The organism is Streptomyces sp. NPDC024555, from assembly GCF_055559335.1.
Genome location: NZ_JBVHKV010000009.1, coordinates 274619 through 291499 on the forward strand (window position 1 = coordinate 274619; position 16881 = coordinate 291499).

Sequence of the window (16881 nt, forward strand, 5' to 3'; positions counted from 1 at the left end):
ACGATCAGCCGATCGATCAACCGATCAATCGAAAGTCCGAAAGCGCCGAAACGCTCAAGTGATCACAAAGCGCACACGGTCAGCGCAAACGAAAGGCCTTCATGGCCTTCAGGCTGCGGCTCATGAACGCGGCGTACTTCGCGTCGTCCATCCCGAACGACGGGGCGAGCGGCATCAGCCGCTGCTGGGCGACCGTCTGGGCCTCGGTGTACTTGAGGATGCCCTCGGAGCCGTGACGTCGGCCGAGGCCGGAGTCCTTCATGCCGCCCATCGGGGACTGCACGCTGCCGTACGCGGGCGCGTACCCCTCGTTGATGTTGACCGTGCCGGTGCGCAGCCGGGCGGCGACCCGGTGGCCGCGCCGGCCGTCCTTGGTCCAGACGCTGGAGTTGAGGCCGTACGGGGTGGCGTTGGCCAGCTCGACGACCTCGTCCTCGTCGCGGAACCGGTAGACGGAGACGACGGGACCGAAGGTCTCCTCGCCGCAGACGGACATCGGGGCCTCGACGCCCTCCAGGATCGTCGGCTCGTAGAACAGCGGGCCGATGTCGGGGCGGGGGACGCCGCCGGCGACGAGCGTGGCGCCCTTCTCGACGGCCTCGGCGACATGGCGGCTGACGGTCTCCAGCTGGCGCTCACCGACGAGGGAGCCCATGTCCGCCCCGTAGGCGAGGGAGTTGCCGAGCCGCATCGCCTTGGTCCGGGCGGCGAACCGGGCCACGAAGTCGTCGGCGACCGACTCGTGGACGTACAGCCGCTCGATGGAGATGCAGAGCTGGCCGGCGGAGGAGAAGCAGGCGCGGACGGCTCCGGCGGCGGCCTTCTCCACGTCGGCGTCGGCGAGGACCAGCATGGCGTTCTTGCCGCCGAGTTCCAGGGAGACGCCGACGAGCCGGGCGGCGGCCCCCTGGGCGACCTCGCGGCCGGTGCGGGTGGAGCCGGTGAAGGAGACGTAGTCGGCGTGCTTGACGACCTCGGGGCCGACGACGGGCCCCTCGCCGAGCACCACCTGGAAGACCTCGGCGGGCAGACCGGCCTCGATCAGCAGGTCACGGGCCCACAGCGCGGTCAGCGCGGTCTCCGTGTCCGGCTTCATCACCACGGCGTTGCCCGAGACGAACGCGGGCAGCGCGTCGCCGACGGACAGCTCCAGGGGGTAGTTCCACGGCGCGATCTGGCCGACGACTCCGCGCGGCTGGCGCAGCTCGGTGACCTTGGTGAGGGTCGGGACGACACCGGTGTGCCGCTTCGGCTTCAGATACGCGGAGGCGCGGCGCCCGTAGTGGCGGGCGGCGACGGCGACGGCCTGCACCTCCTCGTGGGCGTGCAGCCGGGCCTTGCCGGTCTCCAGCTGGATGAGGTCGAGGACCTCGGACTGGCGGGCGAGGACGAGGTCGTGGAAGCGCAGCAGCACGGCGGCCCGGTTCCGGACCGGGGTGGCGGCCCAGGCGGGCTGGGCGGCGCGGGCCCGGCCGAAGGCCTCGCTCACGTCCTCGGGGGTGGACTCGGGCAGGTCGGCCAGCTTGTCGCCGGTGAACGGCGTGTGGTTGGCGGTGCGGCCGGAGCCGACGACGCCACGGGTCAGCCGGGCGACCACCTCGGGCGTCACGACGTCGGCGGCCGTACGCACCCCGGCGGGCGCGGCGGCCACCGGGTTGGTGCCGGCGGCGGGGGTGGGCGTGGAGGCCTGCGAGTCCGTCATGAGGGCGAGAGTACGTCGCGCCGGATGCTTTGGGTACCCGTGGGTAACAGCTTTTCACAGTTCCCCCGGGAGCCCTGCCCACCGCCCACCGATCCAGCCAGTAGCTACTGGCTGAATAACCGCTGATCAGGGGCGTTATCCGTCCTCAGCCGGTTTCCTCGGGCGCCTTCCAGCTGCGCAGCATCGTGTTGAACCGGTCCCTGGTGATGTCCCAGTCGTCGGCCGGTCCGGTCATGTACAGCGCGTATTCGGGGCCGCCCTCCTGCGCGTAGTACATCTGGTCGATCGCGTGCCGCTTCTCGCCGTTCTTCTCCGTCCACGTGAACTCCCAGATCGATCCGGGGCAGTCGCGGTAGACGTTGCTGTTCATCTCCAGGTTCACGTAGTCCGGCAGCCGCTTGCTGAGGCTCGTCTCCAGGTTCTGCATATGGGTGTACGAGTCCTCGAAGTCGGGCGCCGGGTCGACGCTGACCCGGAGGTAGTGCACGCCGCCGTCCGGGGTGTAGTCGATGTTGGTGCCCTCCACCCGGCGCTCCCAGCCGATCGGCATGAGGATGCTGAACCCGGAGGGGTCCTGCACGCGCCGCCAGCCGTCCGGGACGGTCGGATCGCCGGAGGCCGAGGGGCTGGGCGTCGGGGAGGGGGTGGCCGTGGGCTTCGGGGTGGCCGGGCCGGGCGAGCGGGTGCCGTGGGTGGCGGTGCCGTCGCCGCGCCCGGTCGGTTCGCCCTCCGCCCGGTTCGCGTAGAGCATCGCGGCGATGCCCGCGCCACCGCCGAGCAGCGCCGCCAGGGCGATGACGAGGAACGTCGTCCGGCCCCGGCCCTTCGGCCGGCGGCCCGCCGGGGCGGGAGCGCCGCCGGGCACGGGGCCGGTCGGCGGGACGGCGCCCGGGTAGGGGAGCTGGGCCGTGGAGCCGTGCTGCGCCGGGCCGGGCACCTGGCCGTGGGACACCGGTCCGTGCGGCGTCGGTCCGTGCGGGGCCGGTCCGTGCGGCGTCGGGACGACGGCCGTGCCGTCGGCGCCCAGCGAGCGCATCAGGTCGTCCGGGATGTGCTGGGTGGGGACGTACGCCTGCGCCGAGCGGGGTTCGCGCCCCTCCATGGCCTCCAGGAGCATCCGTTCGGTCTCGGCGGCCGAGGGCCGGTCCTCGGGCTCCTTGCGCAGCAGCGCGGTGATGACGGTGCCCAGGGCCCCGGCGCGGGTGGGCGGCGGCGGTTCCTCGGTGACGACGGCCTGCATGGTCGATATCGGGGACGTGCGGCGGAACGGCGAGCGCCCCTCGACGGCCGTGTACAGCGTGGCGCCCAGCGACCACAGGTCGGAGGCCGGTCCGGGATCGCCGCCCCGTACCCGCTCGGGGGCCAGATAGTCGATGGATCCGACCAGTTCACCGGTCCGGGTGATGGTCGAGTCGCCCTCGATGGCGGCGATCCCGAAGTCGGTGAGCAGCACCCGGCCGTCCCGGGCGAGCAGCACATTGCCCGGTTTCACGTCGCGGTGCAGGACCCCGGCGCTGTGCGCGGCGCGCAGGGCGCCCAGGACGTGGAGGCCGATCCGGGCCGCCTCGCGGGGCTCGACCTCGCCGGACTCCTTGGCCCGGTCGGCGAGGGACGGGCCGTCGACGTACTGCATGACGATCCACGGCCGGTGGTCGTACTGGATCACGTCGTGGACGGTGACCACGCCCGGGTGCGTGATGCGGGCGGCGGCCCGCGCCTCCTTCTGGGTGCGCTGGTGCAGCACGTCCCGGTCCGCCTCGGCGACGAACTGTCCCGCCGTCAGCTCCTTGACCGCGACGGTGCGGTGCAGCACCTCGTCGTGTGCGCGCCAGACCTTCCCCATGCCGCCGCGCCCGAGCACCTCGCCCAGCCGGTACCTGCCGGCCAGCAAGAGTCCCGCTTCCGTGCCCTGTGATCGATCCACGTGTCCCCGCCCCGTTCCTTCGGATGACAGGTTACGGAGCACAGGCGCGGCCACGGAACCTCGCACCGCGCACGAGACCGCACTGTGATGCTTGTCGCGCACCTCGCGGGGCGCGGCTCACGGGGCGGCGGACGTCACCCCGTCACACGGTAGGAGACGCTGGCCTGTTGGTAGATGGCGTCGACCTTGTCCTGCTCGCCCACCGGGCCGATGACCTGGAGCACGTGGTAGCGGCCCTCGACGATCATCACGAGGTTGCGGACGACGACCTCGCGGCCGGATTCCTTCCAGGTGAACCGGCCTTCCGCCATGGCCTGCTGCCCGACGTCGATTCTCCGCAGCCCGCTCGATGTGGCCGACCCGGAGTCACGGTACGGCGACAACTCCGGCTCGGTGTCCCGCTGGTAGTCCAAGGGGTCGGCGCCGGAGGCCGCCGTGTCGCGGCCGGGCACGATCACCGCCCGGAAGCCGCCGTCCCCGTAGGTGATCCGGCGGTCGGCGGTGGGCGGGACGCGCTTCCAGGACGTGGGAAGCCCGATCTCGAAGCCCTCCGCGTCCTTGCGGAGCGTGTAACCGGACGGCAGGGCGACGGCGGAGCGGCTGGTCTGCGGCTGCTGCGCGCCGGCGGTCCCCGAGGACTGCGGATCGCCGGAGCCGCCGGGGTCCGGTGCGGGCGCGCCCGTCGCGGTACGGGACGGATCGGCGCCGTTGCCGTCGTCCGTACCGGCCTTGGGCATGAAGAGCATCGCGTACGCGATCGCCCCGGCCAGGGCCAGCAGGATCAGGACGAGGAGCAGCCGTCCGAGCCGGCGCGGTGCCCGGCCGCCGCCCTGTCCGGGCGGCGGGGTGCGCAGCACCTTGGGTTCCTTGGGGCCGCGCGGTGCGCGGGGGGCCTTCGGGGGCGGCTCCGGACGTTCCCTGGTCTGCCGGTGCCGGGCGTGCGCGCCGCCGCCCCGGCGGGAGCGGCGCTTGCGGACGAGTTCGCCCCGGCGGCGGACGATGGGGAGCTTGGCGGCGTCGGCGGAGGGCAGCGGCACGACGTCGGCCCCGGCCTCCGGTTCGGGCGCGGAGCGGACCAGGGAGCGCAGCCAGCCGCGCAGCTCCTCGAAGTCGGGGCGCTCGGTGGGGTCCTGACGCAGCAGCGATTCCACGACCGGGCGCAGCGGGCCGCATTCCTCGGCGAAGGCGGGGGGTTCGCCGCAGACCATCTGGACGAGTTCGGCGGCGTTGTCCTCGGGGTACGGGGCGTGGCCCTGGACGGCCCGGTAGAGCAGGGCGCCGAGCGCCCAGAGGTCGGTGGCGGGGCCGATGGGCGGGGCGAGCTGCCAGTTCTCGTGGACGGGTCCGGCCTGTTCGGGAGCCCAGCGCTCGGTGACGGCGCCGACGACGGCGATCCGGGCCTGGCGGGCGCGCTCGGCGGCCAGGGTGGTGGCCGGGCCCCGGTAGGCCGGGGTGGTGCTCCGGCTGCCGGCGACGATCTCGTCCCAGCGGCCCGGCGAGTCCTTGCGCGCGGCGACGGGCTGCTGCGGGCGCACCGCCGGGGCGGTCTCGCGCCGGGAGTCGGCGCGCAGCGCGTCCTCGCCGGACCCTCCGGCGGGCACGGGGCGGCCCTGTCCGGGCCCGTCGTTCCAGGTGCCGGTCAGATGGAGCCGCCGGGGCGGTACGGGCCCGGGGCCCTCGTCGTAGTCGTCGTCCTCGTCGTCCTCGTCGTCGTACGGGTCCTCGTCGAACGTGCCCGGGGCGGCGGCCCCGCCGAGCGGCACGGGCGGTCCGGCGGGCGGGGCGGGCGGTCCGGCGGGCGCGGCCGGTCGGGCGGGCCGCTGGACCGGCAGCGTGCCGGTGTCGGACGTGCCGTCGGCGGCCGCCCGGCGCTCCTCCTCGGTGAGGCGCGCGGCGGCGCGGGCACCGGCCCGGTACGCCGCGATGGCCCCCGCGCGGGCCGCCCTGGTCTGCGCGGCGCCGTCGGCACCGGCGGGCGGTACGGGCAGGCCGGCGGGCGGGACCGGCGGTGCGGTGGGAGCGGGCGGGGGCACGGCCTCCAATGCCCCGGCCCCGTACGGCCGCACCGGCGCGGGCCCCGGCGTCCCCGACTCGATGGCGGCGGGCCCCCGCGCCCCGGGCACCCCGGACTCGGCCCCGCCCTCCGGCCCGCCCGGCGCGCGGGACCCGGCGTCGGAACCGCCCTCCAGGGCTCCGGGCTGCCGCCGGGACCCGGAATCCGCCTCGCCCACCGGCACACCGCCGGACGGCGCGTAGGAACCGGGATCGCCTTCCAGAGCCCCGGGCCGGGCGTAAGCGTCGCGACCGCTCTCCCCCGCCCCGGACGAGGCGTAGGAGTCGGAGCCCCCCTCCGGAGCCCAGGGCCGGGCGTAAGCGTCGAGACCGCTCTCATCCGCCCCGGACGGCCCGTGGGAATCGGCACCAACGTCCGAACTCCCGGGCCCGGCGTAGGAATCGAGACCGCTCTCCCCCGCCCCGGACGACGCATAGGCGTCGGAACCACCCTCCAGGGCCCCGGGCCGAGCCTGGGCGTCCGGTCCGGCCTCCAACGCCCCGGGCCTGCCGTAGGCGTCGTGGCCGCCCTCCAGGGCCTCCGCCCGGGCGTAGGCGTCCGGCCCGGCCTCCAGTGCTCCGGGCGCGGGTGGTCCGTAGGGGCCGGCCTGTCCGGTGGGGCCGGGTTCCAGGCCCGGCGGGACGTACGGGCCGGTGGGGCCCGACTCTATGCCCGGCGGGCCGTACAGGCCCTCGCCGTCGTCGTCGCGCGGCATCGGCACATAGCCGCACAGCGCCTCCTCCGCCGCCCCGGCCGCGAGGCCGGTCAGCACCACGCGGCCGTCGTCGCAGACGAGGACCGTGCGCACGGTGATGTTGCGGTGGGTCCAGCCGTGGGCGTGCAGCACATGCAGCGCGGCCAGCACGTCGGAGCCGATCTCGGCGGCCCGGAACGGGTTCAGCGGGCGTTCCGCGAGCAGCGCCGCCAGCGGCCGGGCCGCCACCAGTTCGCTCACGATCCACAGCGAGCCCGCCTCGGCGAACACGTCGAAGACCTGGTCCAGACGGGGGTGGTCGGGCACCTGGGCCGCCGCCTGGGCGGCCTCGATGGCGCGCCGGACGGCCGGATCGGAGGAGCGCCGCACGGTCCGCCCGCTGGTGCGCCGTGCCGCCGTCGGCTGTCCGTCCGCGTCGAGCACCTCGGCGTCCACGACCTCCGGCAACGGCACCTGCCGGACCAGGACTTCCTGGCCGCTGTAGGTGTCGAACGCCCGGGTCTCGACCAGTTCGTACTCGTCGGACGGGGGCAGCGGAAGGCGGTACCGGTCGGCAAGCACCCGACCCGCGTAGTCGTCCACGACGCCTCCCCAGAGCGCGCTGTTCCCCCGGTCACCCGAACCGCACGAAGCCGTCAATTACGGTCGTCCGCCGTGGCCTTGACGTGCGATCCGGCTGCGTACGGTCTTCGGCCTCTCACCATACGTGGCAGGAGGCCGCCGCGCGGCAGGGTCGGCGCAACCCGGCCGGACGGCGGCGCCCCGGGTCGGGGCCCGGGGCGCGACTTTCGGACAGTCCCTAGTCGAGGGGCTTGAACGTGTCGAACGCGGTCTTGCGCAGGGAGCGGCATTCGGCGCCGTCCCAGGCGTCGGCCGGGCAGCTGATCATGATCGCGTAGCCGTGCGTGGCGTCGACCTTGAAGCCGCGGTTGATGACCCGGACCCGCTGGCCCTGCTGGGTGCGCTCGAACTGCCAGTCGGCGACCGTCGGGTAGCCGTTGTACTGGACCGTGTTGATGCCCAGGTGGTGGTAGTCGTTGCTGCTGCCCGCGACGGCGCCCCTGGCCGCCCGCCAGGACCCGGCGGCGTCGCCGCCGGGCGAGGACGTGAAGTCGACCTGGATACGGGGGAAGCCGCCGTCGACGTTGTAGATGGCGCCGGAGTTGGCGCCCGCCGTCTTGTTGAAGCGGAAGTCCTCGGGCATCGCGAGGCTGAAGTGGAACTTCTTGTTCTCGACGGTGCGGAATCCGGCCGGGACCGCCTCGTCGTCCTTCTTCTTGCCGTCGCCCCGGGAGTCGTCCGCGCCGGAGCCCTTGCCGCCGGTGCCGTCCTGCCCGTCCTCGCCCTTGGCGTCCTCGCCCTTGCCCTGCTCCTTGCCGCTGCCCTGTTCGCTGCCCGCGGTGCCGGCGGAGCCGCCGTCGGAGGGGCCTGCCGTGGCGGTCGCCCCGACCGCGCCCTTGCCCGCGCCGTCGGAGTCCTTGTCGTCCCCGCCGAGGCTGAGGGCGAGGATCGTGCCGAGCACGGCGAGCACGACGACGGCCGCGATGATCGCGAGCGTGCGGCGCGGCACCACATCGGTCAGGGAGGCCCGGGGCGGCGGCACCGGGGAACTCGCCGGACGCGGCGGCGGCACGGCGGCCGAGGCCCCCGCGGCGCCGCCCCGGCCGGCCGGGGCGGCGGGCCCCGTCCTGGCGTTGCGGACCGAGCGCAGCGCCCCGCGCAGCCGTTCGCGGCCCTCGCCCGCCCCGGTGGACACGGCCGTGGGCTTCGCGGCCTTCGCGGGTGCCGGGGTGCCGCTCGCCGGAAGGGCCATCACCTGGGTGGCCTCGGCCGGCGGCGGGACCGGCGCGTCCGTCGTCCCGGGGGCGTTGATGACGTCGTTGAGCAGGGCGCGGGCGCCCGCGTCGTCGAGCCGCTGCTCCGGGTCCCGGGCGAGCAGCCCGTAGATGACCTCCTCCAGCGGGCCCGCGTTCTTCGGCGGGTCCAGCGGTTCGGTCATCACCGCGGTGAGGGTCGCGATGGCGGAGCCCTTGTCGTAGGGCGGGCAGCCCTCGACGCTCGCGTACAGCAGTCCGCCGAGCGACCACAGGTCGGCGGGCGGTCCCGGCTTGTGCCCGCGGGCGCGCTCCGGGGAGATGTACGAGGGGGCGCCGACGAGCATGCCGGTGGAGGTGACCGAGGGGTCGCCCTCGACCTGGGCGATCCCGAAGTCGGTGAGGACGACCCGGCCGTCCTCGGCGATCAGCACGTTGGACGGCTTCACGTCGCGGTGCAGGATGCCCTCGCGGTGGGCGGAGCGCAGCACGTCGAGGATGGCGAGGCCGACCTCGGCGGCGCGCCTCGGCGTCAGGACGCCGTCCTCGCGGACCGCTTCGGCCAGCGACTTGCCCTCGATGAGCTCCATGACGATCCACGGGCGGTCGTCCTCGTCGACCACGTCGTAGACCGTGACCGCGCCGTTGTTGCGGATCCGGGCGATCGCCTTGGCCTCGCGCAGGGTGCGCGTGATGAGCCGGCGCTTCTCGTCCTCGTCGATGGCCGAGGGAAAGCGCAGTTCCTTGACCGCGACCGTGCGGCCCAGCGTCTCGTCCACGGCACGCCAGACCGTGCCCATACCGCCCCGGCCGAGCACCTCCCCGAGCCGGTAACGCCCCGCAAGGAGTCGTGCGTCCTTGTCCCGCTGGGGCTCCCGTGCCTGCTCAGCCTCCGACATGCGTCCCCTCTGCGATCAACCCGCCCTGGCAGAGCGTTCATTGTCCCTCACCCCCGGGCCGCCTCCGGTGCCGGGGCCGGGGAGCGTGCCGACGGGCCCGGCGGGGGCCTGTCCCCGCCGGATCGGCACCGCGCGGGGCGCTGCCCGCGCCCGCCCGTGAACCCCTGCCCAGCGAACCACATCTCACGCGGTGTCCGGTGCCGCACCCCCGGAATCGGACGCGGTACGGCCCGCCGCCCGGATCCGGGGCCCGGCTCAGAGCGGCACGATGTCGGGCGCCCCGAGCCGGGCCGCGTCCGCCGTCAGATCGTCCGGCTGGCGCTGCGACTCCCGTTCCGCCTCCACCCGCTTCTCGTAGTGCGTGACCTCCCGTTCGATCTGGTCGGTGTCCCAGCCGAGCACCCGGGCCATCAGTTCCGCGCAGAGCCGGGCGGAGCGGGTGCCCCGGTCGAAGGTCTCGATGGAGATCCGGGTCCGCCGGGTCAGGACGTCGTCGAGGTGGCGGGCGCCCTCGTGGGAGGCGGCGTAGACGATCTCCGCCTTCAGGTAGTCGTCGGCGGCCGGGAGCGGTTCGCCCATCACCGGGTCGGCGACGATCAGTTCCAGGATCTGCTCGGTCATCGAGCCGTAGCGGTTCAGCAGGTGCTCGACCCGGGCGACGTGCAGTCCGGTGCGGGCGGCGATCCTGGCGCGCGCGTTCCACAGGGCGCGGTAGCCCTCCGCGCCGAGCAGCGGGACGTCCTCGGTGACGCAGGCGGCGACGCGCTGGTCGAGGCCGTGCACCGCCTCGTCGACGGCGTCCTTGGCCATGACCCGGTACGTGGTGTACTTCCCGCCCGCGACGACGACGAGGCCGGGCAGCGGATGGGCCACGGTGTGCTCGCGCGAGAGCTTGCTGGTGGCGTCGGACTCGCCGGCCAGCAGCGGGCGCAGCCCGGCGTAGACGCCCTGGACGTCGTCGCGGGTGAGCGGGGTGGCGAGGACGGCGTTGACGTGTTCGAGCAGGTAGTCGATGTCGGCGCTGGACGCGGCGGGGTGGGCCTTGTCGAGGTCCCAGTCGGTGTCCGTGGTGCCGACGATCCAGTGGCGCCCCCAGGGGATGACGAAGAGCACGGACTTCTCGGTGCGCAGGATCAGTCCGGTGGAGGAGTGGATGCGGTCCTTGGGGACGACCAGGTGGATGCCCTTGGAGGCCCGGACGTGGAACTGGCCGCGCTCCCCGATCAGGGCCTGGGTGTCGTCCGTCCAGACACCGGTGGCGTTGACCACCTGTTTGGCCCTGACCTCGTACGTCCCGCCCGCCTCGACGTCCTCCACCCGGGCGCCGACGACGCGCTCGCCCTCGCGCAGGAAGCCGACGACCCGTGCCCGGTTGGCGACGTGCGCGCCGTAGCCCGCGGCGGTGCGCACCAGGGTGGCGACGTAGCGGGCGTCGTCCATCTGGGCGTCGTAGTACTGCAGGGCGCCCACCAGCGCGTCGCGCCGGAGCGCCGGGGCGACGCGCAGGGCCTGCCGGCGGGAGAGGTGCCGGTGCACGGGCAGTCCGCGGCCGTGGCCGGAGGAGACGGACATCGCGTCGTAGAGCGCCACGCCCGAGCCCGCGTACAGCCGCTCCCACCCCTTGTGCTGCAAGGGGTAGAGGAACGGCACGGGCCGCACCAGATGGGGGGCCAGGCGCTCCAGCAGCAGTCCGCGCTCCTTCAGGGCCTCGCGGACGAGGGCGAAGTCGAGCATCTCCAGATAGCGCAGCCCGCCGTGGATCAGCTTGCTCGATCTGCTCGACGTGCCGGAGGCCCAGTCCCGCGCCTCGACGAGTCCGGTGGAGAGGCCGCGCGTGACGGCGTCCAGCGCCGTCCCGGCGCCGACCACTCCCGCCCCCACGACCAGCACGTCCAGTTCGCGCTCGGCCATCGCGGCGAGCGCCTCGGCGCGCTCCGCGGGTCCCAGTGTCGCTGTCCTCACCGCTGCCTCCCGGTCGGTCGGGCTGGTCCGGCACGGGGATGCGGCCCCGGCCGTCCGGCGGGGCCCCGTGCCCACCCCTCGATTCTGTCCGCGCTCCGCGACTTCAGCCACCGCCTGTGGACAACACCCGGACGACGAGACCCACACAATGCGACATATAGGTCATATTTACGCCTAGTCTGACATTGCGTTGTCCCCAGCAGTTGCGCAATCCGTCTCCCGGCCCTAGGGGAGGAGCCCTCCACCATGCCCGCAGACCTCGCCGTCATCGGTCTCGGCCACCTCGGCCTGCCCCTCGCCCAGGCCGCCGTGGCCGCCGGCATCCAGACGGTCGGCTACGACACCGACCCCCGGGCCTACACCGAGCTGTCCGCGGGCCGCACCCCCGTCGAGGGCTCGCTCACCGCCTCCGAGGTCCGCCGGATGCTCTCCGGCGGCTTCCGCCCCACCACCGACCCGGCCGAACTGGGCCGGGTCCGCACGGCCGTGATCTGCGCCCCCACCCCCCTCGGCCCCGACCGCACCCCCGACCTCACCGCCGTCGGCGACGCGGCCCGCGCCCTGGCCGCCCGGCTGCGCCCGCACACCACCGTGCTGCTGGAATCGGCCGTCCCCCCGGGCACCACCGAGAACGTCCTGCTGCCCCTCCTGGAGGAGGGCTCGGGGCTGCGCGCCGGCCGCGACTTCCACCTCGCCCACTCCCCCAGCCGGCTGGACCCGGGCAACCGCACCCACGGCTACACCGGCACCCCCAAGGTCATCGGCGGCCTCACCCCCGCCTGCACCGAGTCGGCCGCCGCCTTCTACGGCCGGCTCACCGACAAGGTGGTCCGCGCCCGGGGACCGCGCGAGGCCGAGATGACGAAGGTCCTGGAGACCAACTTCCGGCATGTGAACATCGCCCTGGTCAACGAGATGGCGGTGCTCTGCCACGACCTCGGCGTCGACCTCTGGGACGTCATCCGGTGCGCCGAGACCAAACCCTTCGGCTTCGAGCCCTTCCGCCCCGGTCCGGGCGTCGGCGGCCACGGCGTCCCGGTCGACCCGGGCTTCCTCCCGTACGCCGGCCGCACCGCCGGCCCCCCGCTGCGGATGGTCTCGCTCGCCCGGGAGATCAACGACCGGATGCCCGGCTATGTGATCCAGCGCTGCGCCACACTCCTCAACGAGCACGGGAAATCCGTGCGCGGCGCCCGGGTCCTGCTGCTCGGGGTCACCTACAAGCCCGATCTGGCCGACCAGGAGGGCTCGCCGGCCCGCGAGATCGCCACCCGGCTGAGGGAGATGGGCGCCCAGATCGGCTACCACGATCCGCACGTCCTGGACTGGCGGCTGCGTGAACTCCCGGTCCCGCGTGCGGAATCGCTCTACGAGGCCGCGGCCGGCGCCGACCTCACGGTGCTGCTCCAGCACCACCGCACGTACGACCTCCAGGGTCTCGCCGTGAAGGCCCAGCTCCTCCTGGACACCCGCGGAGCGACCCCCGCCGGGGCCGCGCACCGGCTCTGATCCCAGTTCTCCCAAGGATTCCGCTGGGTCGATGTCGGATCCGGCTGCTAGCCTGCGGCGTCACTCCTCGCACATTCGTGCGCGCCACCGCCCCAGGGGGAATCCACCATGAGCACGCCCGTTCCACCGCCGAACCCGTACGACGGCCAGCAGCAGCAGCCCTACGGCGCCCCGCAGCCCCAGGGGGGCAACCCGTATCCCCCGCACCCGGGCCAGCCCCAGCCCGGCAATCCCTTCGGCGGCCAGCAGCAGCCCGGCGCCCCCTTCGGCGGTGGCGCCCCGTTCGCGCCCGCGGCCCCGACGCGGGAGAACCCCGGGCTCGGTGTGCTGATCGCGTTCGTCGCGGCCGTCGTCGCGGCCGGGATCTACGGCGCCATCATCGGCGCCACCAAGCACGAGATCGGCTACGCGGCCGTGGGTGTCGGCGCCGTCGTCGGCTTCGCCGCGGGCAAGCTCGGCGGACGCAACCCCGTCCTGCCCGTCGCCAGCGCCGCCTTCGCGCTGATCGGTGTCTACCTGGGCCAGCTGCTCGGTGAGGCCATCATCATCAGCAAGCAGCTGCCACTCTCGGTCACCGAGATCTTCTTCGACCACTTCAGCGACCTGAACAAGGTCTGGAAGGAAGACTCCGACTTCCTCAGCGTGGTCTTCTTCGTGATCGCCGCCGTGGTCGCGTTCTCCACCACCAAGAAGGTGGCCGAGTAGCACGGCCGGGCGACCGCCCGAACACGCCGAAGGGCCCGGACCGCGCGTGCGGTCCGGGCCCTTCGGCGTACGGGAAGGTCAGCGGCGGTGCTGCGAGTCCGCCACCGTCACCTCGACGCGCTGGAACTCCTTGAGCTCGCTGTAGCCCGTCGTGGCCATCGCCCGGCGCAGCGCGCCGAAGATGTTCATCGAACCGTCCGGGGTGTGCGAAGGACCGGTCAGGACCTCCTCGGTCGTCCCGACCGTGCCGAGGTCGACCAGCTTGCCGCGCGGCACGTCCTCGTGGACGGCCTCCATGCCCCAGTGCCGGCCGCGGCCGGGGGCGTCCGTGGCACGGGCCAGCGGGGAGCCCATCATCACGGCGTCGGCGCCGCAGGCGATGGCCTTCGGCAGGTCGCCGGACCAGCCGACACCGCCGTCCGCGATCACGTGCACGTACCGGCCGCCGGACTCGTCCATGTAGTCGCGGCGGGCACCGGCGACATCGGCGACGGCGGTCGCCATCGGGACCTGGATGCCGAAGACGTTGCGCGTGGTGTGCGCGGCGCCGCCGCCGAAGCCGACGAGGACACCGGCCGCGCCCGTACGCATCAGGTGCAGGGCCGCGGTGTACGTGGCGCAGCCGCCGACGATCACCGGGACGTCCAGCTCGTAGATGAACTGCTTCAGGTTGAGCGGCTCGGCGGCGCCCGAGACGTGCTCGGCGGAGACGGTGGTCCCGCGGATGACGAAGATGTCCACGCCCGCGTCGACGACGGCCTTCGAGAACTGGGCGGTGCGCTGCGGGGAGAGCGCGGCGGCGGTGACGACGCCGGAGTCGCGCACCTCCTTGATGCGCTGCCCGATCAGCTCCTCCTGGATGGGGGCGGCGTAGATCTCCTGGAGCCGGCGGGTCGCGGTCGCGGCCGGCATCTCGGCGATCTCGTCGAGCAGCGGCTGCGGGTCCTCGTAGCGCGTCCACAGCCCTTCCAGGTTGAGGACGCCCAGACCGCCCAGCTCGCCGATGCGGATGGCGTGCTGCGGGGAGACCACGGAGTCCATGGGAGCGGCCAGGAACGGCAGCTCGAAGCGGTAGGCATCGATCTGCCAGGCGATCGAGACCTCCTTCGGGTCGCGCGTACGGCGGCTCGGGACGACGGCGATGTCGTCGAACGCGTACGCCCGGCGGCCGCGCTTGCCCCGCCCGATCTCGATCTCAGTCACGATGATGTGGCCTTTCCCTCTACGTCTGCGCTGTCCAGTATCCCCGACACACAGGTGAGGGGCGGTCCCGGGAACCCCGGTCCGCCCCTCACCTGCGCCGTCGCGTTACTTCCTGCTGTAGTTCGGTGCCTCGACCGTCATCTGGATGTCGTGCGGGTGGCTCTCCTTGAGGCCCGCCGAGGTGATCCGGACGAAGCGGCCCTTGCTCTCCATCTCGTCGATGGAGGCGGCGCCCACGTAGCCCATGGTCTGGCGCAGGCCGCCGACGAGCTGGTGCAGCACGTTGGCCAGCGGGCCGCGGTAGGGGACCTGGCCCTCGATGCCCTCGGGGACGAGCTTGTCGTCGGAGGAGACCTCGGCCTGGAAGTAGCGGTCCTTCGAGTACGACCGGCCCTGGCCGCGGGACTGCATGGCGCCCAGCGAGCCCATGCCGCGGTACGACTTGAACTGCTTGCCGTTGATGAAGAGCAGCTCGCCCGGGGACTCCTCGCAGCCCGCGAGGAGCGAGCCCAGCATCACGCTGTCGGCGCCGGCGGCGAGCGCCTTGCCGATGTCGCCCGAGTACTGCAGGCCGCCGTCGCCGATGACCGGGACGCCCGCCGCGCGGGCGGCCAGGGCGGCCTCGTAGATCGCGGTGACCTGCGGGACGCCGATGCCGGCGACCACGCGGGTGGTGCAGATGGAGCCGGGGCCGACGCCGACCTTGACGCCGTCGACACCGGCGTCGATCAGGGCCTGGGCGCCGTCGCGGGTCGCGACGTTGCCGCCGATGACGTCCACGTTCACGGCCGACTTGATCTTGGCCATCCAGTTGAGCGCGTTGCTGTTGTGGCCGTGCGAGGTGTCGACGATCAGGAAGTCGACGCCCGCCTCGGCCAGCGCCTGGGCGCGGTCGAGCGCCTCGGGGCTCGCGCCCACGGCGGCGCCGACGAGCAGCCGGCCGTCGGCGTCCTTCGCCGCGTTCGGGTACTGCTCGGCCTTCTTGAAGTCCTTGACCGTGATGAGGCCCTTGAGCAGACCCGCCTCGTCGACCAGCGGAAGCTTCTCGATCTTGTGGCGGCGCAGCAGCTCCATGGCGTCCACGCCGGAGATGCCGACCCGGCCCGTGACCAGCGGCATCGGCGTCATGACCTCGCGCACCTGGCGCGAACGGTCCGACTCGAAGGCCATGTCGCGGTTGGTGACGATGCCGAGCAGCTTGCCGGCCTGGTCGGTGACCGGGACGCCGCTGATGCGGAACTTGGCGCAGAGCGCGTCCGCGTCGCCGAGCGTGGCGTCCGGGCCGACCGTGATCGGGTCGGTGACCATGCCGGACTCGGAGCGCTTCACCAGGTCGACCTGGTTGACCTGGTCCTCGACGGACAGGTTGCGGTGCAGCACGCCGACGCCGCCCTGCCGGGCCATGGCGATGGCCATGCGGGCCTCGGTCACCTTGTCCATCGCGGCGGAGAGCAGCGGGATGTTGACCCGGACGTTGCGCGAGATGAGCGTCGAGGTGTCGACCGCGTTGGGGAGCACCTCGGATGCGCCCGGCAGCAGCAGCACGTCGTCGTATGTCAGCCCGAGCGTCGCGAATTTCTCGGGCACTCCGTCGACGTTTGCAGTCATGACACCTTCCCCAAATGGCCTTGATCGGTGCGGATGTCCATGCTAACGGCCTCAGGAGGTGTCTCATTCCACGAGCAAGATCACCTGGAGGTTCTGTAGCTTCCTACGGCGGTGCCGTACGCCCCCGGGGCCCTGCCCGAGGCCCGATTCACTGTTCCGCGAGGGCCCTCAGCCGGCTCAGCGCGCGGTGCTGGGCGACCCGGACCGCGCCCGGGGACATGCCGAGCATCTGCCCGGTCTCCTCGGCGGTGAGTCCGACGGCGACCCGGAGGACCAGCAGCTCGCGCTGGTTCTCCGGAAGGTTGGCGAGGAGCTTCTTGGCCCAGGCGGCGTCGCTGCTGAGCAGGGCGCGCTCCTCCGGGCCGAGGGAGTCGTCCGGCCGCTCCGGCATCTCGTCGGAGGGCACGGCGGTCGATCCCGGGTGCCGCATCGCGGCCCGCTGGAGATCGGCCACCTTGTGGCCGGCGATGGCGAAGACGAAGGCCTCGAAGGGCCTGCCGGTGTCCTTGTAGCGCGGCAGCGCCATCAGCACCGCCACGCAGACCTCCTGGGCCAGGTCCTCCACGAAGTGGCGGGCGTCACCGGGCAGCCGGTTGAGCCGGGACCTGCAGTAGCGCAGCGCGAGGGGGTGGACATGGGCCAGCAGATCGTGCGTGGCCTGCGCGTCCCCCTCGACGGCACGGTGCACCAGAGCACCGATCACCGTCGTTCCGTCGTCGCGCATCGAACCATGGTGCCCCGGCGCGGCGCCGTCCGCGGCACCGCGTCCGTAGTTGTGCACCGAAGC

The 16881-nt window shown here is 73.4% G+C and carries 10 protein-coding genes; 2 read left to right on the forward strand and 8 right to left on the reverse strand.

The features are described 5' to 3' along the window. Positions 1-79: 79 nt before the first annotated feature. The 5 genes from ACZ4FH_RS18065 to ACZ4FH_RS18085 form a co-directional block, all read right to left on the reverse strand. Entirely contained in the window at positions 80-1702 is a 1623-nt protein-coding gene (locus tag ACZ4FH_RS18065) for a succinic semialdehyde dehydrogenase (protein WP_467305719.1), read from the reverse strand. Positions 1703-1847: 145 nt separating this feature from the next. Further along, entirely contained in the window at positions 1848-3626 is a 1779-nt protein-coding gene (locus ACZ4FH_RS18070; RefSeq protein WP_467305721.1) for a serine/threonine-protein kinase, read from the reverse strand. Between the two features lie 134 nt (positions 3627-3760). Next, entirely contained in the window at positions 3761-6976 is a 3216-nt protein-coding gene (locus ACZ4FH_RS18075; protein ID WP_467305723.1) for a protein kinase, read from the reverse strand. A gap of 217 nt (positions 6977-7193) precedes the next feature. Then, the gene (locus tag ACZ4FH_RS18080; RefSeq protein WP_467305724.1) at positions 7194-9107 is read right to left on the reverse strand and encodes a serine/threonine-protein kinase; all 1914 of its coding nucleotides are present in this window, start codon (positions 9105-9107) and stop codon (positions 7194-7196) included. A gap of 255 nt (positions 9108-9362) precedes the next feature. Then, entirely contained in the window at positions 9363-11069 is a 1707-nt protein-coding gene (locus tag ACZ4FH_RS18085; RefSeq protein ID WP_467305726.1) for a glycerol-3-phosphate dehydrogenase/oxidase, read from the reverse strand. Between the two features lie 246 nt (positions 11070-11315). On the opposite strand from ACZ4FH_RS18085, the gene ACZ4FH_RS18090 reads away from it, so the two are divergent. Next, positions 11316-12578: a nucleotide sugar dehydrogenase gene (locus ACZ4FH_RS18090; protein WP_467305727.1), complete on the forward strand. Its 1263-nt coding sequence runs from the start codon at positions 11316-11318 to the stop codon at positions 12576-12578. A 108-nt stretch (positions 12579-12686) separates the two neighbouring features. Next, a complete protein-coding gene (locus ACZ4FH_RS18095) occupies positions 12687-13283 on the forward strand; it encodes a hypothetical protein (protein ID WP_467305729.1) in 597 nt (198 codons plus the stop codon). A gap of 78 nt (positions 13284-13361) precedes the next feature. Here the strand turns inward: ACZ4FH_RS18095 and ACZ4FH_RS18100 are convergent, their stop codons facing one another. From ACZ4FH_RS18100 to ACZ4FH_RS18110, 3 genes are all read right to left on the reverse strand, one after another. Beyond that, positions 13362-14486: a GuaB3 family IMP dehydrogenase-related protein gene (locus tag ACZ4FH_RS18100; protein WP_383639862.1), complete on the reverse strand. Its 1125-nt coding sequence runs from the start codon at positions 14484-14486 to the stop codon at positions 13362-13364. Between the two features lie 105 nt (positions 14487-14591). After that, positions 14592-16094, reverse strand: a complete 1503-nt coding sequence (guaB, locus tag ACZ4FH_RS18105) for an IMP dehydrogenase (protein WP_467305732.1) — start codon at positions 16092-16094, stop codon at positions 14592-14594. A gap of 148 nt (positions 16095-16242) precedes the next feature. Further along, positions 16243-16818 carry a sigma-70 family RNA polymerase sigma factor gene (locus ACZ4FH_RS18110; RefSeq protein ID WP_018101160.1) on the reverse strand — a complete coding sequence of 192 codons (576 nt, stop codon included), beginning with the start codon at positions 16816-16818 and terminating at the stop codon, positions 16243-16245. Between the last annotated feature and the right edge of the window lie 63 nt (positions 16819-16881).

Excerpts from the sequence above, each read along its gene's own strand:
- ACZ4FH_RS18065 (WP_467305719.1), bottom strand. The coding sequence starts at position 1,702 with ATGACGGACTCGCAGGCCTCCACGCCCACCCCCGCCGCCGGCACCAAC.
- ACZ4FH_RS18080 (WP_467305724.1), bottom strand. The coding sequence starts at position 9,107 with ATGTCGGAGGCTGAGCAGGCACGGGAGCCCCAGCGGGACAAGGACGCA.
- ACZ4FH_RS18090 (WP_467305727.1), top strand. The coding sequence starts at position 11,316 with ATGCCCGCAGACCTCGCCGTCATCGGTCTCGGCCACCTCGGCCTGCCC.
- ACZ4FH_RS18095 (WP_467305729.1), top strand. The coding sequence starts at position 12,687 with ATGAGCACGCCCGTTCCACCGCCGAACCCGTACGACGGCCAGCAGCAG.
- guaB (WP_467305732.1), bottom strand. The coding sequence starts at position 16,094 with ATGACTGCAAACGTCGACGGAGTGCCCGAGAAATTCGCGACGCTCGGG.
- ACZ4FH_RS18110 (WP_018101160.1), bottom strand. The coding sequence starts at position 16,818 with ATGCGCGACGACGGAACGACGGTGATCGGTGCTCTGGTGCACCGTGCC.